The 15,393-nt window shown below is 60.8% G+C and carries 18 protein-coding genes; 10 read left to right on the forward strand and 8 right to left on the reverse strand.

Going from position 1 to position 15,393, the window contains the following annotated elements:
- Positions 1–5 precede the first annotated feature (5 nt).
- Complete coding sequence (locus tag AB4N85_RS05810; RefSeq protein ID WP_130912831.1) at positions 6–1,088, reverse strand: sugar phosphate isomerase/epimerase family protein; 1,083 nt, start codon at positions 1,086–1,088, stop codon at positions 6–8.
- Complete coding sequence (locus AB4N85_RS05815) at positions 1,078–2,241, reverse strand: Gfo/Idh/MocA family protein (protein WP_252869227.1); 1,164 nt, start codon at positions 2,239–2,241, stop codon at positions 1,078–1,080. Before AB4N85_RS05815 ends, AB4N85_RS05810 begins: the two co-directional genes overlap by 11 nt.
- Before the next feature lie 203 nt (positions 2,242–2,444).
- Here AB4N85_RS05815 and AB4N85_RS05820 point away from each other — a divergent pair, with 203 nt between their 5' ends.
- The gene (locus tag AB4N85_RS05820) at positions 2,445–3,458 is read left to right on the forward strand and encodes a LacI family DNA-binding transcriptional regulator (RefSeq protein WP_252869228.1); all 1,014 of its coding nucleotides are present in this window, start codon (positions 2,445–2,447) and stop codon (positions 3,456–3,458) included.
- 5 nt (positions 3,459–3,463) lie between these two features.
- On the opposite strand, the gene AB4N85_RS05825 is transcribed toward AB4N85_RS05820, so the two are convergent.
- Complete coding sequence (locus AB4N85_RS05825; RefSeq protein WP_236169561.1) at positions 3,464–5,845, reverse strand: DUF3772 domain-containing protein; 2,382 nt, start codon at positions 5,843–5,845, stop codon at positions 3,464–3,466.
- 165 nt (positions 5,846–6,010) lie between these two features.
- Here AB4N85_RS05825 and AB4N85_RS05830 point away from each other — a divergent pair, with 165 nt between their 5' ends.
- The 5 genes from AB4N85_RS05830 (at position 6,011) to AB4N85_RS05850 (ending at position 8,067) form a co-directional block, all read left to right on the forward strand.
- Positions 6,011–6,520, forward strand: a complete 510-nt coding sequence (locus AB4N85_RS05830) for a CinA family protein (protein WP_150635663.1) — start codon at positions 6,011–6,013, stop codon at positions 6,518–6,520.
- Positions 6,517–7,035 carry a hypothetical protein gene (locus AB4N85_RS05835; protein WP_252869229.1) on the forward strand — a complete coding sequence of 173 codons (519 nt, stop codon included), beginning with the start codon at positions 6,517–6,519 and terminating at the stop codon, positions 7,033–7,035. The genes AB4N85_RS05830 and AB4N85_RS05835 overlap by 4 nt, the downstream gene beginning before the upstream one ends.
- Before the next feature lie 7 nt (positions 7,036–7,042).
- Positions 7,043–7,498, forward strand: coding sequence for a DUF421 domain-containing protein (locus AB4N85_RS05840; protein WP_236169562.1), 456 nt, complete (start codon positions 7,043–7,045; stop codon positions 7,496–7,498).
- 86 nt (positions 7,499–7,584) lie between these two features.
- A complete protein-coding gene (locus tag AB4N85_RS05845; RefSeq protein ID WP_024012535.1) occupies positions 7,585–7,812 on the forward strand; it encodes a PLD nuclease N-terminal domain-containing protein in 228 nt (75 codons plus the stop codon).
- A gap of 108 nt (positions 7,813–7,920) precedes the next feature.
- Complete coding sequence (locus AB4N85_RS05850; protein WP_460067324.1) at positions 7,921–8,067, forward strand: hypothetical protein; 147 nt, start codon at positions 7,921–7,923, stop codon at positions 8,065–8,067.
- Positions 8,068–8,179: 112 nt separating this feature from the next.
- Here AB4N85_RS05850 and AB4N85_RS05855 read toward each other — a convergent pair whose 3' ends face one another.
- The gene (locus AB4N85_RS05855) at positions 8,180–9,406 is read right to left on the reverse strand and encodes an MFS transporter (RefSeq protein WP_460067327.1); all 1,227 of its coding nucleotides are present in this window, start codon (positions 9,404–9,406) and stop codon (positions 8,180–8,182) included.
- Between the two features lie 107 nt (positions 9,407–9,513).
- Here AB4N85_RS05855 and AB4N85_RS05860 point away from each other — a divergent pair, with 107 nt between their 5' ends.
- Together AB4N85_RS05860 and AB4N85_RS05865 are read left to right on the forward strand one after the other, a co-directional pair.
- A complete protein-coding gene (locus AB4N85_RS05860; protein WP_041480584.1) occupies positions 9,514–9,966 on the forward strand; it encodes a winged helix-turn-helix transcriptional regulator in 453 nt (150 codons plus the stop codon).
- 170 nt (positions 9,967–10,136) lie between these two features.
- Positions 10,137–10,562: a VOC family protein gene (locus AB4N85_RS05865; RefSeq protein WP_460067331.1), complete on the forward strand. Its 426-nt coding sequence runs from the start codon at positions 10,137–10,139 to the stop codon at positions 10,560–10,562.
- Here AB4N85_RS05865 and AB4N85_RS05870 read toward each other — a convergent pair whose 3' ends face one another.
- Positions 10,563–11,477 carry a LysR family transcriptional regulator gene (locus AB4N85_RS05870; protein ID WP_460067334.1) on the reverse strand — a complete coding sequence of 305 codons (915 nt, stop codon included), beginning with the start codon at positions 11,475–11,477 and terminating at the stop codon, positions 10,563–10,565.
- A gap of 202 nt (positions 11,478–11,679) precedes the next feature.
- On the opposite strand from AB4N85_RS05870, the gene AB4N85_RS05875 reads away from it, so the two are divergent.
- The gene (locus AB4N85_RS05875) at positions 11,680–13,020 is read left to right on the forward strand and encodes a nucleobase:cation symporter-2 family protein (protein ID WP_460067336.1); all 1,341 of its coding nucleotides are present in this window, start codon (positions 11,680–11,682) and stop codon (positions 13,018–13,020) included.
- Positions 13,021–13,053: 33 nt separating this feature from the next.
- The gene (locus AB4N85_RS05880; protein WP_460067338.1) at positions 13,054–13,563 is read left to right on the forward strand and encodes a nucleoside deaminase; all 510 of its coding nucleotides are present in this window, start codon (positions 13,054–13,056) and stop codon (positions 13,561–13,563) included.
- A gap of 169 nt (positions 13,564–13,732) precedes the next feature.
- On the opposite strand, the gene AB4N85_RS05885 is transcribed toward AB4N85_RS05880, so the two are convergent.
- The 3 genes from AB4N85_RS05885 to AB4N85_RS05895 all read right to left on the reverse strand — a co-directional run bounded on the left by AB4N85_RS05885 (position 13,733) and on the right by AB4N85_RS05895 (position 15,383).
- Positions 13,733–13,981 (reverse strand): DUF6555 family protein, encoded by a 249-nt coding sequence (locus AB4N85_RS05885; RefSeq protein ID WP_041480580.1) that lies wholly within the window; start codon positions 13,979–13,981, stop codon positions 13,733–13,735.
- Between the two features lie 84 nt (positions 13,982–14,065).
- Positions 14,066–14,272, reverse strand: a complete 207-nt coding sequence (locus tag AB4N85_RS05890; protein ID WP_370593551.1) for a hypothetical protein — start codon at positions 14,270–14,272, stop codon at positions 14,066–14,068.
- Positions 14,273–14,450: 178 nt separating this feature from the next.
- Positions 14,451–15,383 carry an MBL fold metallo-hydrolase gene (locus AB4N85_RS05895; protein WP_252869234.1) on the reverse strand — a complete coding sequence of 311 codons (933 nt, stop codon included), beginning with the start codon at positions 15,381–15,383 and terminating at the stop codon, positions 14,451–14,453.
- Positions 15,384–15,393 lie beyond the last annotated feature (10 nt).

Raw genomic sequence — 15,393 nt, forward strand, 5'->3', positions numbered from 1 at the left:
ATGAATCAGTCGTCGGTCAGGCCGAGCAGGCGCCGGTTGGAAGCGGCATCGGCGCTGACCCCGGCGAAATCGTCGAAGGCCTTGGCGGTCTTGCGGATCATGTGTCGCTCGATGAACGCCGCGCCTTGCGCCGCGCCCTGTGCAGAGTCTTTCAGGCAGCATTCCCACTCCAGCACGGCCCAGCCGTTGAAGTCGTATTGGCACAATTTGCTGAAGATCGATTTGAAATCGATCTGGCCGTCGCCCAGCGAGCGGAAGCGCCCGGGACGCTCGACCCAGCCCTGATAGCCGCCGTAGACGCCGGAGCGCGCATCGGGGCGGAACTCGGCATCCTTGACGTGGAACATGCGGATGCGTTGGTGGTAACGGTCGATGAAGCCGAGGTAATCCATTTGCTGCAGCAGCAGGTGGCTCGGGTCATAGAGAATTGCGGCGCGGGGGTGATGATTCACCGCCTCAAGAAACTGCTCGAACGACGCGCCGTCATGCAAGTCTTCGCCGGGATGGATTTCGTAGCACAGATCAACGCCAGCCTCTTCGAAGCAATCGAGGATCGGCAGCCAGCGCTTGCCCAGTTCGGCGAAACCTTGCTCGACCAAACCGGCCGGACGTTGCGGCCATGGATAGACGTAGGGCCAGAGCAGTGCGCCGGAGAAGGTCGCATGGGCCTTGAGTCCGAGACGCTGGCTGGCACGGGCCGCTAGTTTCAACTGCTCGATGGCCCACTCGGTGCGCTCCTGCGGCTTGCCGCGCAGCGCTGGCGGGGCGAAGTCGTCGAACAGACTGTCGAACGCCGGATGCACAGCGACCAATTGTCCTTGCAGGTGCGTCGACAACTCGCTGATCACTACACCCGCGCGGGCGCAGACGGCGATGAGTTCGTCGCAGTAATCCTGGCTCTCAGCGGCGCGCTGCAAATCGATGAAACGCGTGCCGAGGGTCGGTACCTGAATGGCTTTATAGCCTTGCGAGGCTGCCCACTCGGCGATGTTGGCGAGGGAGTCGAAAGGCGCTTCGTCGGCGATGAATTGCGCGAGGAAAATCCCCGGACCTTTCAGGCCAGTCAAATTTTGCTGATCACTGTTCATTGTGCTGGGCTCCTGTCAGTGGGCCGGGTATCTCGCTCCACTTTTCATTGCCAAGGTGATTGGCGATGGCGGTTTCAATGAAGGCCATGCCGCGCAGGCCGGTCTCGATGCCCGGTATGCCCGGGGCCTGATGGCCTTCGACGCCTTGAACAATCGCCTCGGCGAGATCGCCGTACAGGTTGGCCATCGCTTCCAGATAACCCTCGGGATGCCCGGCGGGCAGGCGCATGCGCTGACTGGCAGCGTCACACAACCACGGCTGACCGACTCCGGATCGCAGAATACGCATCGGTTCATTCAACGGTCGATGAATCAGACTGGCCGGCTCTTCCTGACGCCATTCCAGCCCACCCTTGTCACCGTAGACGCGGATCTTCAGCGGGTTTTCCTCACCGGCGCAGACCTGACTGGCGAGCAATACACCACTGGCGCCGTCGCGCATTTTGAACAGCATCGCCACATCGTCATCCAGTTGCCGACCCTCGACATGCGAGCCGAGCATCGCGCTGATGAATTGAATCGACTGGCCGGTGACGAACTCGGCGAGGGAAAACGCATGGGTGCCGATGTCGCCGATGCAGCCGCCGATCCCGGATTGCGTCGGGTCGTCGCGCCAGCCGGCCTGCTTGTTGCCTTGCCCGGCGACATCGGTGCTGAGCCAGCCTTGCGGGTACTCGACGAGGACTTTGCGCACGCGCCCGAGCACGCCGCTGGCGACCATTTCGCGGGCCTGCCAGACCATCGCGTAACCGAGGTAGGTGTGCGCCAGCCCGTAAATTCGCTGGCTGTTGATGACCACCGAGTGCAGCGCCTGCACCTCGGCGAGGTTCAGCGCCGCGGGTTTCTCGCTGAACACATGAAAACCGGCGCTCAATGCCTCACGGGCAATTGGTGCGTGCAGATGATTGGGAGTGACGATGACCAGCAGTTGCATGCGCTGCTCGGCGGGCAGTGCGGCCTCGCGGGCGAGCAGGGTTTGCCAGTCGCCGTAACAACGCTCAGCCGCGACACCCAAGGCCGCAGCTGTGCGCTGATTATTCTCCGAGTCGCGGCTGAATGCGCCGCAGACCAGTTCGAAGCGTCCGTCGAGGCCGGCGGCTTGCCGGTGGGCACGGGCAATGAATGAACCTTCACCGCCTCCAACAAAACCCATTCTTATTTTTGCGGCAGCGTACATGGCAGTCGTCTCGGTAGCTGGATGCAATGTTGATGAGCGATGTAACCGGTTACATCGTGGGCGAAATCTAGGCTTGAATTAGCCGAGTGTCAAATGCCAGCGGATGATCGACAGCGTTTCGATCGCTCGTCGCCTGCGGTAAGCTCCGCGCCTGATCGGCATGAATCAACGAGGTGTTTTTGTCCAATATTCGCGAAGTGGCTCGGCTGGCCGGGGTTTCCGTGGCGACGGTTTCGAGGACTTTGAAATCGCCCGAGCGTGTGCTCGCGCCAACCCGTGAGCGCGTCATGGCCGCCGTGGAGCAGGCCGGCTATCGGCCGAACCTGATGGCCGTGCAGTTTCGTTCGCGGCGCACCGGCAATCTGGTGATTCTGGTGCCGACCATCGCCAACACCTTTTTCGCCCGGGTCATCAGCGGCGCGCAGCAAGCGGCGCAGGCAGCCGGTTATCGCCTGCTGCTGTGCGACACCCAGGGCCGGGAAGAGCTGGAGCGACAATTCGCCGAGCTGGTGTACGCCTATCAGGCCGACGGGGTGATCCAGTTGCGCGCCTACGATCCTTTCGAAAACGCCCCGGCCGACGCCGATGTGCCGCCGATCGTGAACGCCTGCGAAGTGCTCAAGGCCGGGCGTTATCCAACCATCAGCCTGGACAACGTCGCCGCCGCCAAAGACATGACCGACCACCTGATCGCCCTGGGACACCGACGCATCGGCCTGATCAAGGGCTCGAAAAACAGCCCGCTGACCCTGGATCGACTGGCGGGTTACGAAGCGGCATTGCGCGAAGCCGGGATTGCCATCGATGAAGCACTGATCTGCCATGGCAATTTCAGCCTCGAGGCCGGTTTTGCCGGCGCGCAAAAGATGCTCGCATTGGCCGAGCGACCGAGTGCGCTGTTCTGTGAAAACGATGAAATGGCCATTGGTGCACTCAAGCGCATCCGGCAGGCTGGGCTGCGTGTGCCCGAGGATATTTCAGTGGTGGGTTTCGATGACATTCCCATGGCTGCGTTCTGCGATCCGCCGCTGACCACCATCTCGCAACCGGCTGAGGCCTTCGGGGCCAAGGCGGTCGAGATGTTGATTGCCCTGATCGAAAAGCGGCCGCTGGCAGAAAGGCATGTCGTCCTGCCGTTCGAGCTGACGCCACGCAGCAGCACGGCCCGCATCGACAACTCGGGCAAGCGCTAACCGGATCACGCCGCTGGCGGCTTCGCCAGCGCGATCCCCGCCGCGCCCAACCGCTTCAACACTTCAAACAACAAATCGCTCTTGGTCAGCCCGACAATCCTCGGGCTGCCCACATAGCCGGTGACCGTGAGGGTTATGCCGTCCGGGGACAACTTGCTGAAACGCACGAATGGCGCCGGTTTATCGAGAATGGTTTCGTTCTCGTGATACGCATCCAGCAGCAGTTGTTTGACCTGCTCAGGATCGATATCCAACGGAAACACCAGCTCCAGCGATGCCACGCCCTGAGCGCTGCCGCCGAGGGTAACGTTGCGCAGGTTCTGCGAGATCAGCTGCGAGTTGGGCACGATCACAATCGAGCGGTCGCTGAGCTGGATTTCCGTGGCGCGCACGTTGATCCGGCGGATGTCGCCCTCGACGCCGCTGATGCTGATCAGGTCGCCGACCTTGACCGGGCGCTCGGTGAGCAGAATCAGGCCGGAGACGAAGTTCTTGACGATCTCCTGCAAGCCAAAGCCGATACCGACGGATAGCGCACTGACGATCCACGCCAGATTGGTCCACTGCACGCCCAGCGACGACAGCGTCAGCAGAATCACGAAGGCGTAGCCGATATTGGAGAACAGCGTGCTCAGCGACGCGCACATGCCCGGGTCCATGTCGGTCTTGGGCAGGAATTCGTTGTCGAGCCAGCGGCTCAATGTACGGATCAGCCAGATGCCGATCAGCAGCGCCAGCAGCGCATTGAGCAGGTGCCCGGGGACGATATTCAGCTTGCGCAAACCGGCGCCGCCAAGAATCGACATGATGTTGGTGACCAGTTGGCCGAGCGTGGTGCCGATGCCGCCGACAAACAACGAAATCAGCGCCATCAGCATCAGGCCGGCGCGGCTGACGCCGGACAACAGGATCGACGTTTGCTCAAGGCGTCGATCGCTGACCCCGAGCAATTGCTTGAGCGCCTGGCCGCTCGCGTGTTTCGGTGAAAACAGGTGTTCACAGGCGTCCTTGACCAACTGAATGAGCAAATAGAAACCCGACAGCACGACGTAGCTCCACACCAGTTCATAACTGATGAACCGCGCCAGCGAAACATAGCCGGCAAGCAGGGCAATGGCCGTGACAAACATCGAGACGCTGGCGACGCTGTAGATCAGCCCGGCGAACACGCTGTTCGTCGCCGAAGCGTCGTTGGCGGCGACCAAGGCCTTGCGCACTTTGCCCACGCGCACCAGCATCGTGCCGATGATCGCCAGCACCACCATGGAAATCACGCCGCGCCCGGCCATCACGATGTGGCTGCTCATGCCTGTGGCATTGGCGACTTGCACCAGCGTCACCAACACCAGCAACGCGCAGGCGAGGATTCGCGGATAAGGCTTGAGGGCCAGCGCCACTGGATCAGCAATTGCCGGCAGGCGCCACGACGGGTGCTCGGTGGACAGCAATGCACGGCTGAGCCCGGTGATCAGCACGCAGGCATAGACGACTTTTTCGAACTCTTCGGAGAAGGTTTCCAGCACCGGCGGCAGGGCGTCGTGGCGGGTGCAGGCGTAGAACAGCAGCTTCAGGGCGATGGCGGTGGTGATGAAGGTCGCTATGGCTGAGGCGAAGGCCAAGGCACTGCGGCGCAGTCGGCCCTCCGCCACGCGATGAATGCAGAACCAGGTCAGCCCGCGCTCAGCCAGACGTCGGCCGAAGGTCCAGATCAGCAGCGCCAGCAGCACCAGTACGCAGGTGTAAAACCGCTCGCCCGGCGCCCAGACCGTGGCCCATACGTCAGCCACCTGCTCGACGAACAGTCGCAGGCGCTGGCGGTCGTCCTCGCTTGGATTGATCAGTGGCGCCCAGAACTGCGGACTCAACACACTGCGCGTGCTCAGGGTCAGTTCGCTTTCCAGTAGCGTGCGGCGGATGCCGGCGATTTGCGTGATCAGGTCGGCGGCATTCTGTTTCAGTGCGGCGAGGCTTTTCAGGGTGCCGTCGACCTTGCTTTTCTGTTCCGCCAGCGCAGCCCGTTGCGCGACGATATCGGCTTGCTCGGCAGCCACCTCAGCGTCTGGAGCGGTGCCGAGCACGCCCAGTTGCACCGCCAGTTGCGCCTGTTGCGGCAACAGCGCTGCCGACAACCGATCGACATCGAGAATGAACGCCTGCACCCGATCCTGCGGGCCTTCGAGCTGGTTGTAATTGTTCGCTGCCGAGATCTGCTGCTTGAGCCCGTCGAGGCGTTGTTGCAGGGCTTGCAGATCGCTTTGCGAAATCACAGGTAGCGGCGCTGCGCCTGAGTTCGCCGGCGCGGCAAGGTCCGCTGCCCACGGCGCAGCGCTGCCCGGCATCAGCAGCAGCAACAGAACCAAAAACAACGACTTGAATGAACAGCGCATGGGGGCGGCGGGCTCGAGTGGATCACACAGTCTATGAGGGTAGGTGATCGTGCCGAACAGGGCGGAAAACTTTCACTGGAAGAGGCGGGTATACGCTCATCCAGTCCAGCGGAATGATCCGCACAGCGAGCGGTCAACCGGCAATAACAGCTTCGAGAGCGTGCCATGTCCATCGCCAAGGAAACGATTGAATACCTGCGCCAACATTCGCTGATCATCACCACCGCCGAATCCTGCACGGCCGGGGAAATCGTCATGTTGCTGTCGGAAGTGCCCGGCAGCGGCGAGCTGATCGAATGCGGCTACGTGGTCTATTCGCCGCAAGCCAAGCAGCGCTTGCTCCACGTGAGCCCGGCGACCATGGAAACCTTCAATCTGACCAGCGTGGAAGTTGCCAGTGAAATGGCCATTGGTGCGTTGCGCGACAGCACGGCCAACGTCGCGGTCGCCACCACCGGCATTCTCGGACCCGATGATATGGACGGCATCAAGGCCGGTACGGTGTGTTTCGCCTGGGCATTCCAGTTCGATGACCAACATTTTCTGTTCAGCACCCGGCAATGGTTTCCCGGATCGCGCAGTGAAGTGCAGACCCTGGCCTGTGAGTTCGCCTTGCAGCAGTTGCCGGCCTATCACCGTCGCGCCTTGCGCGGCGAAGGAGGGTGGCGCCGATGAAGCCTGACGCTGAGCATCCCGATCTGCGCAGTCGGCAGTTCCCGGTGCAGGAGGACATGGCCTATCAACTGAAGGTCTGGCGCTTCGAGCGCATCGGTTGGTATCTGCTGGTGCTGTGCATGCTGCTGGGTCTGTTGGGGCTGTTTTCCCGGGGCGTGCTCAGTTCGCAGGACGCCCGCAGCGACGATGGCAAAGTCCAGGTCGAGTACGAGATGTTCCACCGCAACGGCTCGACCAACCCGCTGAAACTCAGCGTGCACGCGACACCTGAAGCTATCGTCGAATTGGACATCGGCGGCGAGATGCTCGATGGCTTCAGCATCGAAACCATGCAACCGGCGCCAGTGCGTATGCGCAGTTCAGCGCAGGGCATGCGTTTGTGGTTGCAGGCGGATGCGCAGGGCCAGGCAACGCTTTATCTGACCCTGCGCGGTGACGGACTGGGCCTGTTTCGCAGCCATATCGGCGCGCCGGGCTCGAGCGAAGTGAAGCTCATTCAATTCATTTATCCATAGGTGACCCATGGACTCGGTGTTGCGCGCACTCGCGATGTATCTGGCACTGATGGTGCTGTTCAAAATTGCCGGTCGGCGTTCGTTGGCCGAGCTGACGACGTTTGATTTCGTCTTGCTGATGATCATCGGTGAAGCCACCCAGCAAGCGCTGCTTGGTGATGATTTTTCCCTGACCAATGCGTTTCTGGTGATCATCACCCTGATCGCCATCGACGTTGGGTTCTCTTTGCTCAAGCAGCGTTCCAGCTGGATCTCGCGGCTGATCGATGGTGAACCAACGATCATTGTCGAGAACGGCAAGCTGTTGCAGCGGCGTCTGCGCCATGCGCGGCTGGTCGAGGCGGATGTCATGGAGGCGGCGCGCTCCAGTCAGGGCATTGAAACCATCGACCAGATCAAGTTCGCGATCATCGAGCGCAACGGCAAGATTTCCGTGATCCGCCAGGATGCGGAAGGCGGCTGAGCCTTTGGCGCCGCGCACGCGCAATTTTTTTGAACGCTGAAAAAGCCCCGCAGCCCAATGCTTACAAGTCATCGGAGGATTGCGAAATGAACGAGGCAGCGAGTTACTTCTCCATCGCCGTGGCGGTGATCATTCTGCTGGTCGACCTGTGGGCGATTGTCAGTGTGTTTCGCAGCAACAAGAGCGTCGGCGTCAAAGCCGCCTGGGCGATCGGTTTGATTGTGTTCCCGGTGCTCGGCCTGATCGTATGGGGCATCGCTGGCCCGCGCGGCGTCAAGGAAGGGCCTTCGTCGCCGGAGCACAGTAAGGGCTGAGAGCCCGATGCAGTCCTGCAATGAATTTGCGCACATCCCGGAAGAAGGTAAACGATGCTAGGTCAAGCTTGAACCGGGTAGCAATACCACTGCTGAAAGGAGATTGTCATGAAGAAAATCTGCGTATGTCTGGGGTTCTGCTCAATGTTTCTGTTGAGCGGCTGCTTCGATTCCAACGATGCACCCAACAAGGACGGTGACAAAAGCAAACCGTCGGTGCAGATGCAGACCGAGAAGCCCGAGGAGGACAAGTAGCTGCTGGCGAGTAATCCCTGTGGGAGCGAGCCTGCTCGCGAAGGCGTCAGGTTAGACAACTCTGTGCTGACTGATGCTCCGTCTTCGCGGGCAGGCTCGCTCCCACATTGGTTCAGTCGTGTGAATATACGTACTCCAGCCACACCCAATACATCAGCGCCACAGCACTGATCCCGCCTCCGAGAAAACACACCGCCACCCAGCCAGAGTGCGCATAGGTATACGTCGCCGCGATGGCGCCCAGACCACTGCCCACCGAGTAAAAGCACATATACGCACCGACCAGTCGGCTCTGCGCATCGGGCCGTGCGGCGAAGATCAGGCTTTGGTTGGTGACGTGCACCGCTTGCACGGCGAAGTCGAGGAGGATCACTCCGACGGCCATCGCCAGCAGCGAACTGTCGACAAATGCGATGGGTAGCCAGGACAGCGTCAGCAGCGCCAGGGCGATGCCGGTGGTGCGATTGCCCAAGCCGCGATCGGCCAGGCGCCCAGCCCGTGCGGCGGCGAGCGCGCCCGCCACTCCGGCCAGTCCGAACAGGCCGATCTGCGTGTGGGACAACGACAGGGGCGGGGCGCTGAGCGGCAGCACCATCGACGTCCACAACACACTGAACGCGGCGAAAATCAGCAGGGCGAAGATGCCTCTGATGCGCAATACCCGCTCAGTCAAAAAAAGTTGGAACATCGAGCGCAGCAGTTGCCGATAGCTGCCCTGTGCGGGCGGTTTTGCCGAGGCGGGCAGGGTGCGCCAAAGCACCAAAGCCATACCGACCATCGTGACTGCCGAGACAAAATACACGCCGCGCCATCCGGCCAGATCAGCCACTACGCCGGAAACGAAACGCGCCAGCAAAATGCCCAGTACCACGCCACTGGTGACGGTGCCCACCGCGGCGCCGCGTTGCTCCGGGCGAGCAAGGCTGGCGGTGCAGGCGACCACCACTTGCACCACCACCGCCAGCAGACCCACCAGCATCATGGCGCCGAGCAACACTCCCCAGCTCTCGGACAGGCCCACGGCACACAGCGCCGTTGCAGACAAAAGCAGTTGGCTCACGATGAGTTTCTTGCGATCGAGCAGATCACCCAGCGGCACAATGAACAGCAGCCCGACCGCATACCCGGCTTGCGTGGCCGTGACCACAACGCCGATTGCACCGGGTGAAACGCCGAGGCTGGCGGCCATCGATTCCAACAATGGCTGTGCGAAATAAACATTGGCCACTGCCATCGCGCAGGTGATTGCAAAGAGAAAAGTCTGCAAACGACTCAGCCCGGGCGTTGCGCTGTCAGCTGCGGCTTGCGCATTGATCAGGGTTTGCGTCTGACACGGCATCCTTGCTTCCTCGTAGTGTGGTTTTGAATTGAAACCGATACGTTGATCTTTATTCATTCGGGTTGTTAAATGCAACCACATTCAATAGCCGATCCATCAGGAATCACATGGCCCGACAACAAACATTGGCGCAGAGCGAATGCCCGGTGGCCCGAACACTCGAAGCCATTGGCGATCGCTGGGCCTTGATGATCATTCGCGATGCGTTCGATGACGTGCGCCGTTTCAGTGAATTCCAGAAACGTCTGGGCCTGGCCAAGAACATCCTCACGGTCAAACTGAAAATGCTCGTCGAGCTCGGCGTGTTGCAGATTCAGCCCGCGTCCGATGGCAGCGCCTACAAGGAATACGTGCTCACCGACATGGGCCGCGCGGTGTTCCCCATCGTCGTCAGCCTGCGGCAGTGGGGCGAGCGTTTTCTGTTTGTCGAGGGGGAGGAGCACTCGATCCTGCTCGACAACGAACGGGCCGAGCCCGTCGAGACTATCGTCGTGCGCTCCAGGGCGGGCGCGGTGCTGGCCCCGGCGGACTGTCACCGAAAAGTGGTGACGCGCCGGTAAGGAAGCCGAGCAGATAGTCGTGGCGAGTATTCACAGCCGCGCTATCTCCATGGCATGAAAAGTCGAGCCGGCATTCGCAGGGTTTTTGATCTAGGCTGTTTTCGATCCTCGATCAGCAGCGGTGCGCCGTTGCCAGATTGGTTTAATCAACGCGGTTGCCGGAGTGCCTGATGAGTCTTTCGCCTTTCCACCTCGCCATCCCGGTTTACGATCTTGCCGCTTGCCGCCGTTTTTACGGTGAAGTGTTCGGCCTGGAGGAGGGCCGATCCAGCGCGCAATGGGTCGACTTCAACTTCTACGGCCACCAGTTGGTCATCCACGAACAGCCGAAAACGGCTGCCCAGGAAAGCGTTAATAGCAACCCGGTAGACGGTCACGACGTACCGGTCCCGCACTTCGGTGTCATTTTAGAGTGGCAGCAATGGGAAGCACTGGCCGAGCGACTGAAGTCATTCGGCACGCGATTCGTGATCGAGCCCTACATTCGATTCAAGGGGCAGGTCGGCGAACAGGCGACCATGTTTCTGCTCGACCCCTGCGGCAATGCGCTGGAATTCAAGGCGTTCAAGGACATGGACCAGGTGTTTGCCAAGTAATCACAGCGTAGTGGTCTGACCGTTGCGATCGCGTTCATAAACCTTGTTGGCCTGCAGCTTTTCCTTCAGCCAGCGCTCGGCCGTGCCCAGGGGCCGTTGGCGTGCCCATAACAGGTCGACGCCGATTTGCCAGTCGGTATGCGGGTACGCCGACAGCTGCAACTCGACCAGTTCGCCATTGCCCAGTTCACGCTGGATCAGCTGGCGCGGCAGGGTCGCCCAGCCGAGGCCGGCGCGGACCATTTCCAGCAGGGCCAGATAGCTTTCCGCTTGCCACAGTTGCGTCGAACGCAGGTATTCACTGCTCGGCAGTTTGCTGGCGTGCGCACTGAACGCCAGGCGCCGATGCACGTGCAAATCGTCGAACGTGACGATGTCCAGTTTCGCGAGCGGATGATCGGGATGACAGACGTGCAGCATGATCAGTTTGCCCAGTTGCTGGAACGCCAGTTCCCGGGGATAGCCCGGCTGCGAAAACGCCACGCCCAGCACCGCCTCGCCACTGCTGACCAGTTCGCTGACATCGCCGTAGACCGGGTGACGAATGATCAGATCGACAAACGGGAAGGCCTGCTCGAACGCTTGCAGCACCGGCATGATCGGGCCGTACGGCGTTTCAATCGCCAGGGTCAGGCTCGGTTCGACGCTATCGGAAAGGCAATCGGCGTGGGCCTCGAAGGTCATGCAGCGCTCCAGTACCGCCTCTGCCTGGACCAGCAATTTATGCCCGCTGGCGGTGAGGGCAGGGCTGCGATTGCTGCGGTCGAACAACTCGACGCCAAGGTCGGTTTCCAGATTGGCGATCGCCGCGCTGATGGTCGATTGCGTCTTGCCCAGCTTGCGCCCGGCGGCGGAGAACGAGCCGCTTTTCACCACCTGGACGAACATCAGCAACTGATCGAGTGAGAAGCGCACGCGGTGTACTCCGAGGTTGAGCGAGACGGCGATTGTGCCGCGTCTTTGCCATCGAAAAAAGCGATGGTTGCCAATTTGTTTCATCGTTAAAAACATTCAAGGATGACCCCGCGTCTTCGAACGCCGGGGCCGATTCTTTCTGTGCATCTGTCCCTGAGCGCCCGCGATTACAACCAACGCTGCCCCTTCAGGAGCTTGTGCCATGACTACACAACGCGTTCACCCGGTCGATGAGGTGTTGCCCCTGCGGCAGCTTTTCACCTTCGGTCTGCAGCATGTTCTGGTGATGTACGCGGGAGCGGTGGCGGTGCCGCTGATTCTCGGCAGTGCGATGGGGCTGACGTCGGCTCAGGTGGTTTTACTGATCAACGCCAACCTGCTGACGTCCGGTGTGGCGACGCTGATTCAGACCCTCGGCTTCTGGAAGTTCGGCGCGCGTTTACCGTTGATTCAGGGCTGCTCGTTCATTGCGCTGGCGCCGATGATCATGATCGGCAAGGAGTTCGGCCTCAGCCAGATCTTCGGGGCGGTGATCGCCGCCGGCTTCCTGACCATCGCACTGGCGCCGGTGTTCAGCCGCTTGCTGCGATTCTTTCCGCCCGTGGTGATTGGCAGCCTGATCACCATCATCGGTATTTCACTGATGCCGGCGGCGGCAATCTGGCTGGGTGGCGGCAATCCCGATTCGCCTGACTTCGGTCGCCCGGCCAATCTGCTGCTGGGTCTGGCCACGGTCAGTGTGACGCTGGTGATTTATGCGAAATTCAGCGGCTTCATCGGTAACCTCAGTGTGCTCATCGGCTTGTTTGTCGGCAGCCTGATCGCTGCCGCCTGCGGCATGACGCACTTCAATCGGGTCAGCGAGGCGGCGTGGTTCGAGTTGAGCGCGCCAATGGCGTTCGGTGCGCCGGAATTTTCTCTGGTACCGATTCTGATCATGACCCTGGCGATGCTGGTGATCATGGCCGAGACCACTGGCAACTGCCTGGCCATTGGCAAACTGGTCGGCAAACCCACCACCCAGCAAACCCTTGGCAACGCGTTCCGCGCCGACGGCTTGTCGACCATGCTCGGTGGCTTGTTCAACAGTTTTCCCTATAACGCCTTCACGCAAAACACCGGCCTGATTGCGCTTTCCAGCATCAAGAGCCGCTTCGTCGTTGCGGCCGCTGGCGCGATCATGGTGTTGATGGGCTTGTTCCCCAAGCTCGGCGCGCTGATTGCGGCGGTGCCGACGCCAGTGCTGGGCGGCTGCGCGATCGTCATGTTCGGCATGACCACGGTGGCGGGCATTCAGGAACTGTCACGGGTGCAGTTCGAGGGCACACGCAACGCCATTATTGTTGCGGTGTCGGTCAGCGTCGGCGTCCTGCCAATGTCGTTTCCGGCCCTGTTCGAACATGTCGGCCCGACGCTGAAACTGGTGCTCGACAGCGGCATTTTCCTCGGTGCGATCACCGCCATTCTGCTCAACCTCTTGCTCAACAAACAAAAACCATCGACCGACGCCGTCGGCGCTTCCACGGCCGAACTGACCGACTGACTTTTGTCTTTTCTCACTGCCCAGGAGTTACCCATGAATCAATTCACTCAGCTTGTCCCGGCCGGCGTCAGCGATCTGGACCTGGCATTGCTGCGCCAGACCATCGCCCTGTCGCAGGCGTCGAAGCAACGGGGCCGGCACCCGTTTGCGGCGCTGGTGGCGGACCGCTTCGGCAAGGTCATTGCCGAAGCGGGCAACAATTCGATGCCGCCGGAGGGTGATCCCACCCAGCATGCCGAACTGGTCGCGGTCGCTGCGGCGGCGAAGCGGTTGTCACCCCCGGAGCTGGAGGCGTGCACGCTGTACACCAGCGCCGAACCTTGCTGCATGTGCGCGGGCGCGGTGTATTGGACCGGTGTCGGGCGAGTGGTGTATGCGTTGTCGGAGCATGCTTTGCTCGGATTGACCGGCGATCATCCGGAGAACCCGACGTTCTCGTTGCCGTGTCGCGAGGTGTTTGCCAGAGGGCAGCGCACGGTGAGCGTTTTCGGGCCGATGCTGGAGGAAGAGGCGGCTGAGCCGCATAAAGGGTTCTGGTCTTAGTTGTTATTGATCGTTCCCACGCAGAGCGTGAGGAACGATCAGTTTCGCGCGGTCAGGTACTGGTCACTTCACCGGGACGATAACCGCACATTCCCCAGCGGAATGCCCCCCATGGTCTGTTGTGGGTCGCCTGGCTGACGTGCAAGCTCAGCCAGGCGACCCGATTTGCCTAAGCCTCCGTCCAGTCCAGCGCTGCCGTCTCGCGCCACTTCACCTCCGTAATCCCATAGCGCTCGGCCTGGGGTTTGGAAACCACTTTCAACGGTGGTTTACCCGGTTTCGGAATCGGCGCAATACCGGCGTCACAGCTCGCCCAATGCCAAGCGTCGGCGTTGCGCATACTCTTGGCGCGGATGACGAATGATTTTGGCTGGTCGTGATGTTTGTATTCGATGACGAAAATATCGGTGCTACGCATGAGTTCCTCCTTACGCTCATACGTAAATGATTTTGTCCGACAAGAAAAATTCAAAGGATTTTCTGGCCAGATGATCATCGTCACTCAGCGCTCTGAAACGCGGTTCTTCATGAAGCCGCGCAGGTTCATCAGGAACAGGCAAAGCTGCAGAACGATCAGCGCGTAAGCCCCGGCATGGACGCCCCAGATCACCCACAGCAAATTGCTCAGACTGAAACAAACGAAGCCGCTCATGCGCCGTTGCGGTCGTTGCGAACCGATCAGCCAGGCGGCCAGAACGGTGACCAGCATCGCCGGCCATTGCACCCAATCCAGATATGCCAACACTCCATCCTCTGCTCAGATTTGCTTGATGCAGAAAGGGTACACAGCAACCGAAGTATGGTCACCGCCCGCACGGTTCTGCGTAGCAATGGCGGTGAAAAAGGTTTCGCCCGGCAGAAGCCGGGCGAAGATTTCAGGCGCGCAATCAGTAATCCCAAATCGCAGGTATCCAACGGAAAGCAGCACCATTGATCGCGACCCTACCCACCGAAGGGAAGGCCAGATGCGTGGCGACAAACAGCTCGCCGCTGGCGGCGGCTTCCTTGAGCATGCGCACGCGCACTTCCACCGATTTGGTCGGATCGTGTTCGAAACCGTTGTGCCAGTCAGGGTGATCGAACGCCACCGGGAACAACGCGTCACCGGCAAAGGTCAGGCGCTCGCCACCGGAGTTGACGTAGACCACGCAGTGCCCTGGCGTATGACCACCGGTGAGTTTTGCAACTACGCCCGGTGCAACCTGACATTCGTCTTCGAATATGTGCAACTTGCTTTCATAGTGGTTGATGAACGCGTTGGCGGTGCTGCGCAGGACGTCTGGTACTGGTGCGGGCATGTCGGTGCTGGTGAAGTCTGGCGTGGACCAGAAATTCACTTCGGCAGCGGTAACGTGGATGCGCACGTCGTGGCGCAGACGGCTCTTCACCGAGTCGACCAGTAGGCCGCCGATATGGTCCATGTGCATGTGCGTGATGACGATATCAGTGATGTCGGCGAGGTCCACCCCGGCAGCGGCCAGGCGCTTGGGGAACTGCCCGGCGCGCGGGAAACCGGGGAATTGGCCACCGAGGCCGGCGTCGACGAGGATGACTTGTTCGCCGCTACGCACCACCAGCACGTTGAGCGCCCAGTCGAAGGCGTCAGGGCCCAGATACATTTCCTTGAACCAGGCGGCACGGTCGGCGGGGTCGGCATTGGTTGACATGGTCTGGGTCGGCAACGGCAACACGCCGTCGCTGATCACCATCACGTCAATGTCGCCCAGGCGCAGGGCGTAGCGCGACGGCACCAGTTCTTCGCTTTGCGTTTGCAGGGCCACCGCGCGGTTGGCGGTGAAGGAATCCAGATGCAGGGTCATGGTGTTCTCC

The organism is Pseudomonas sp. H1_G08, from assembly GCF_054681355.1.

What these genes read in the sequence shown, in the direction of transcription:
- AB4N85_RS05830 (WP_150635663.1), top strand. Translation starts at nt 6,011, where the DNA reads ATGTCCATCGCCAAGGAAACGATTGAATACCTGCGCCAACATTCGCTG.
- AB4N85_RS05885 (WP_041480580.1), bottom strand. Translation starts at nt 13,981, where the DNA reads ATGCGTAGCACCGATATTTTCGTCATCGAATACAAACATCACGACCAG.
- AB4N85_RS05865 (WP_460067331.1), top strand. Translation starts at nt 10,137, where the DNA reads ATGAGTCTTTCGCCTTTCCACCTCGCCATCCCGGTTTACGATCTTGCC.
- AB4N85_RS05895 (WP_252869234.1), bottom strand. Translation starts at nt 15,383, where the DNA reads ATGACCCTGCATCTGGATTCCTTCACCGCCAACCGCGCGGTGGCCCTG.
- AB4N85_RS05810 (WP_130912831.1), bottom strand. Translation starts at nt 1,088, where the DNA reads ATGAACAGTGATCAGCAAAATTTGACTGGCCTGAAAGGTCCGGGGATT.
- AB4N85_RS05825 (WP_236169561.1), bottom strand. Translation starts at nt 5,845, where the DNA reads ATGCGCTGTTCATTCAAGTCGTTGTTTTTGGTTCTGTTGCTGCTGCTG.
- AB4N85_RS05875 (WP_460067336.1), top strand. Translation starts at nt 11,680, where the DNA reads ATGACTACACAACGCGTTCACCCGGTCGATGAGGTGTTGCCCCTGCGG.
- AB4N85_RS05855 (WP_460067327.1), bottom strand. Translation starts at nt 9,406, where the DNA reads ATGCCGTGTCAGACGCAAACCCTGATCAATGCGCAAGCCGCAGCTGAC.
- AB4N85_RS05860 (WP_041480584.1), top strand. Translation starts at nt 9,514, where the DNA reads ATGGCCCGACAACAAACATTGGCGCAGAGCGAATGCCCGGTGGCCCGA.
- AB4N85_RS05840 (WP_236169562.1), top strand. Translation starts at nt 7,043, where the DNA reads ATGGACTCGGTGTTGCGCGCACTCGCGATGTATCTGGCACTGATGGTG.
- AB4N85_RS05880 (WP_460067338.1), top strand. Translation starts at nt 13,054, where the DNA reads ATGAATCAATTCACTCAGCTTGTCCCGGCCGGCGTCAGCGATCTGGAC.
- AB4N85_RS05850 (WP_460067324.1), top strand. Translation starts at nt 7,921, where the DNA reads ATGAAGAAAATCTGCGTATGTCTGGGGTTCTGCTCAATGTTTCTGTTG.
- AB4N85_RS05845 (WP_024012535.1), top strand. Translation starts at nt 7,585, where the DNA reads ATGAACGAGGCAGCGAGTTACTTCTCCATCGCCGTGGCGGTGATCATT.
- AB4N85_RS05835 (WP_252869229.1), top strand. Translation starts at nt 6,517, where the DNA reads ATGAAGCCTGACGCTGAGCATCCCGATCTGCGCAGTCGGCAGTTCCCG.
- AB4N85_RS05890 (WP_370593551.1), bottom strand. Translation starts at nt 14,272, where the DNA reads ATGCTGGTCACCGTTCTGGCCGCCTGGCTGATCGGTTCGCAACGACCG.
- AB4N85_RS05815 (WP_252869227.1), bottom strand. Translation starts at nt 2,241, where the DNA reads ATGGGTTTTGTTGGAGGCGGTGAAGGTTCATTCATTGCCCGTGCCCAC.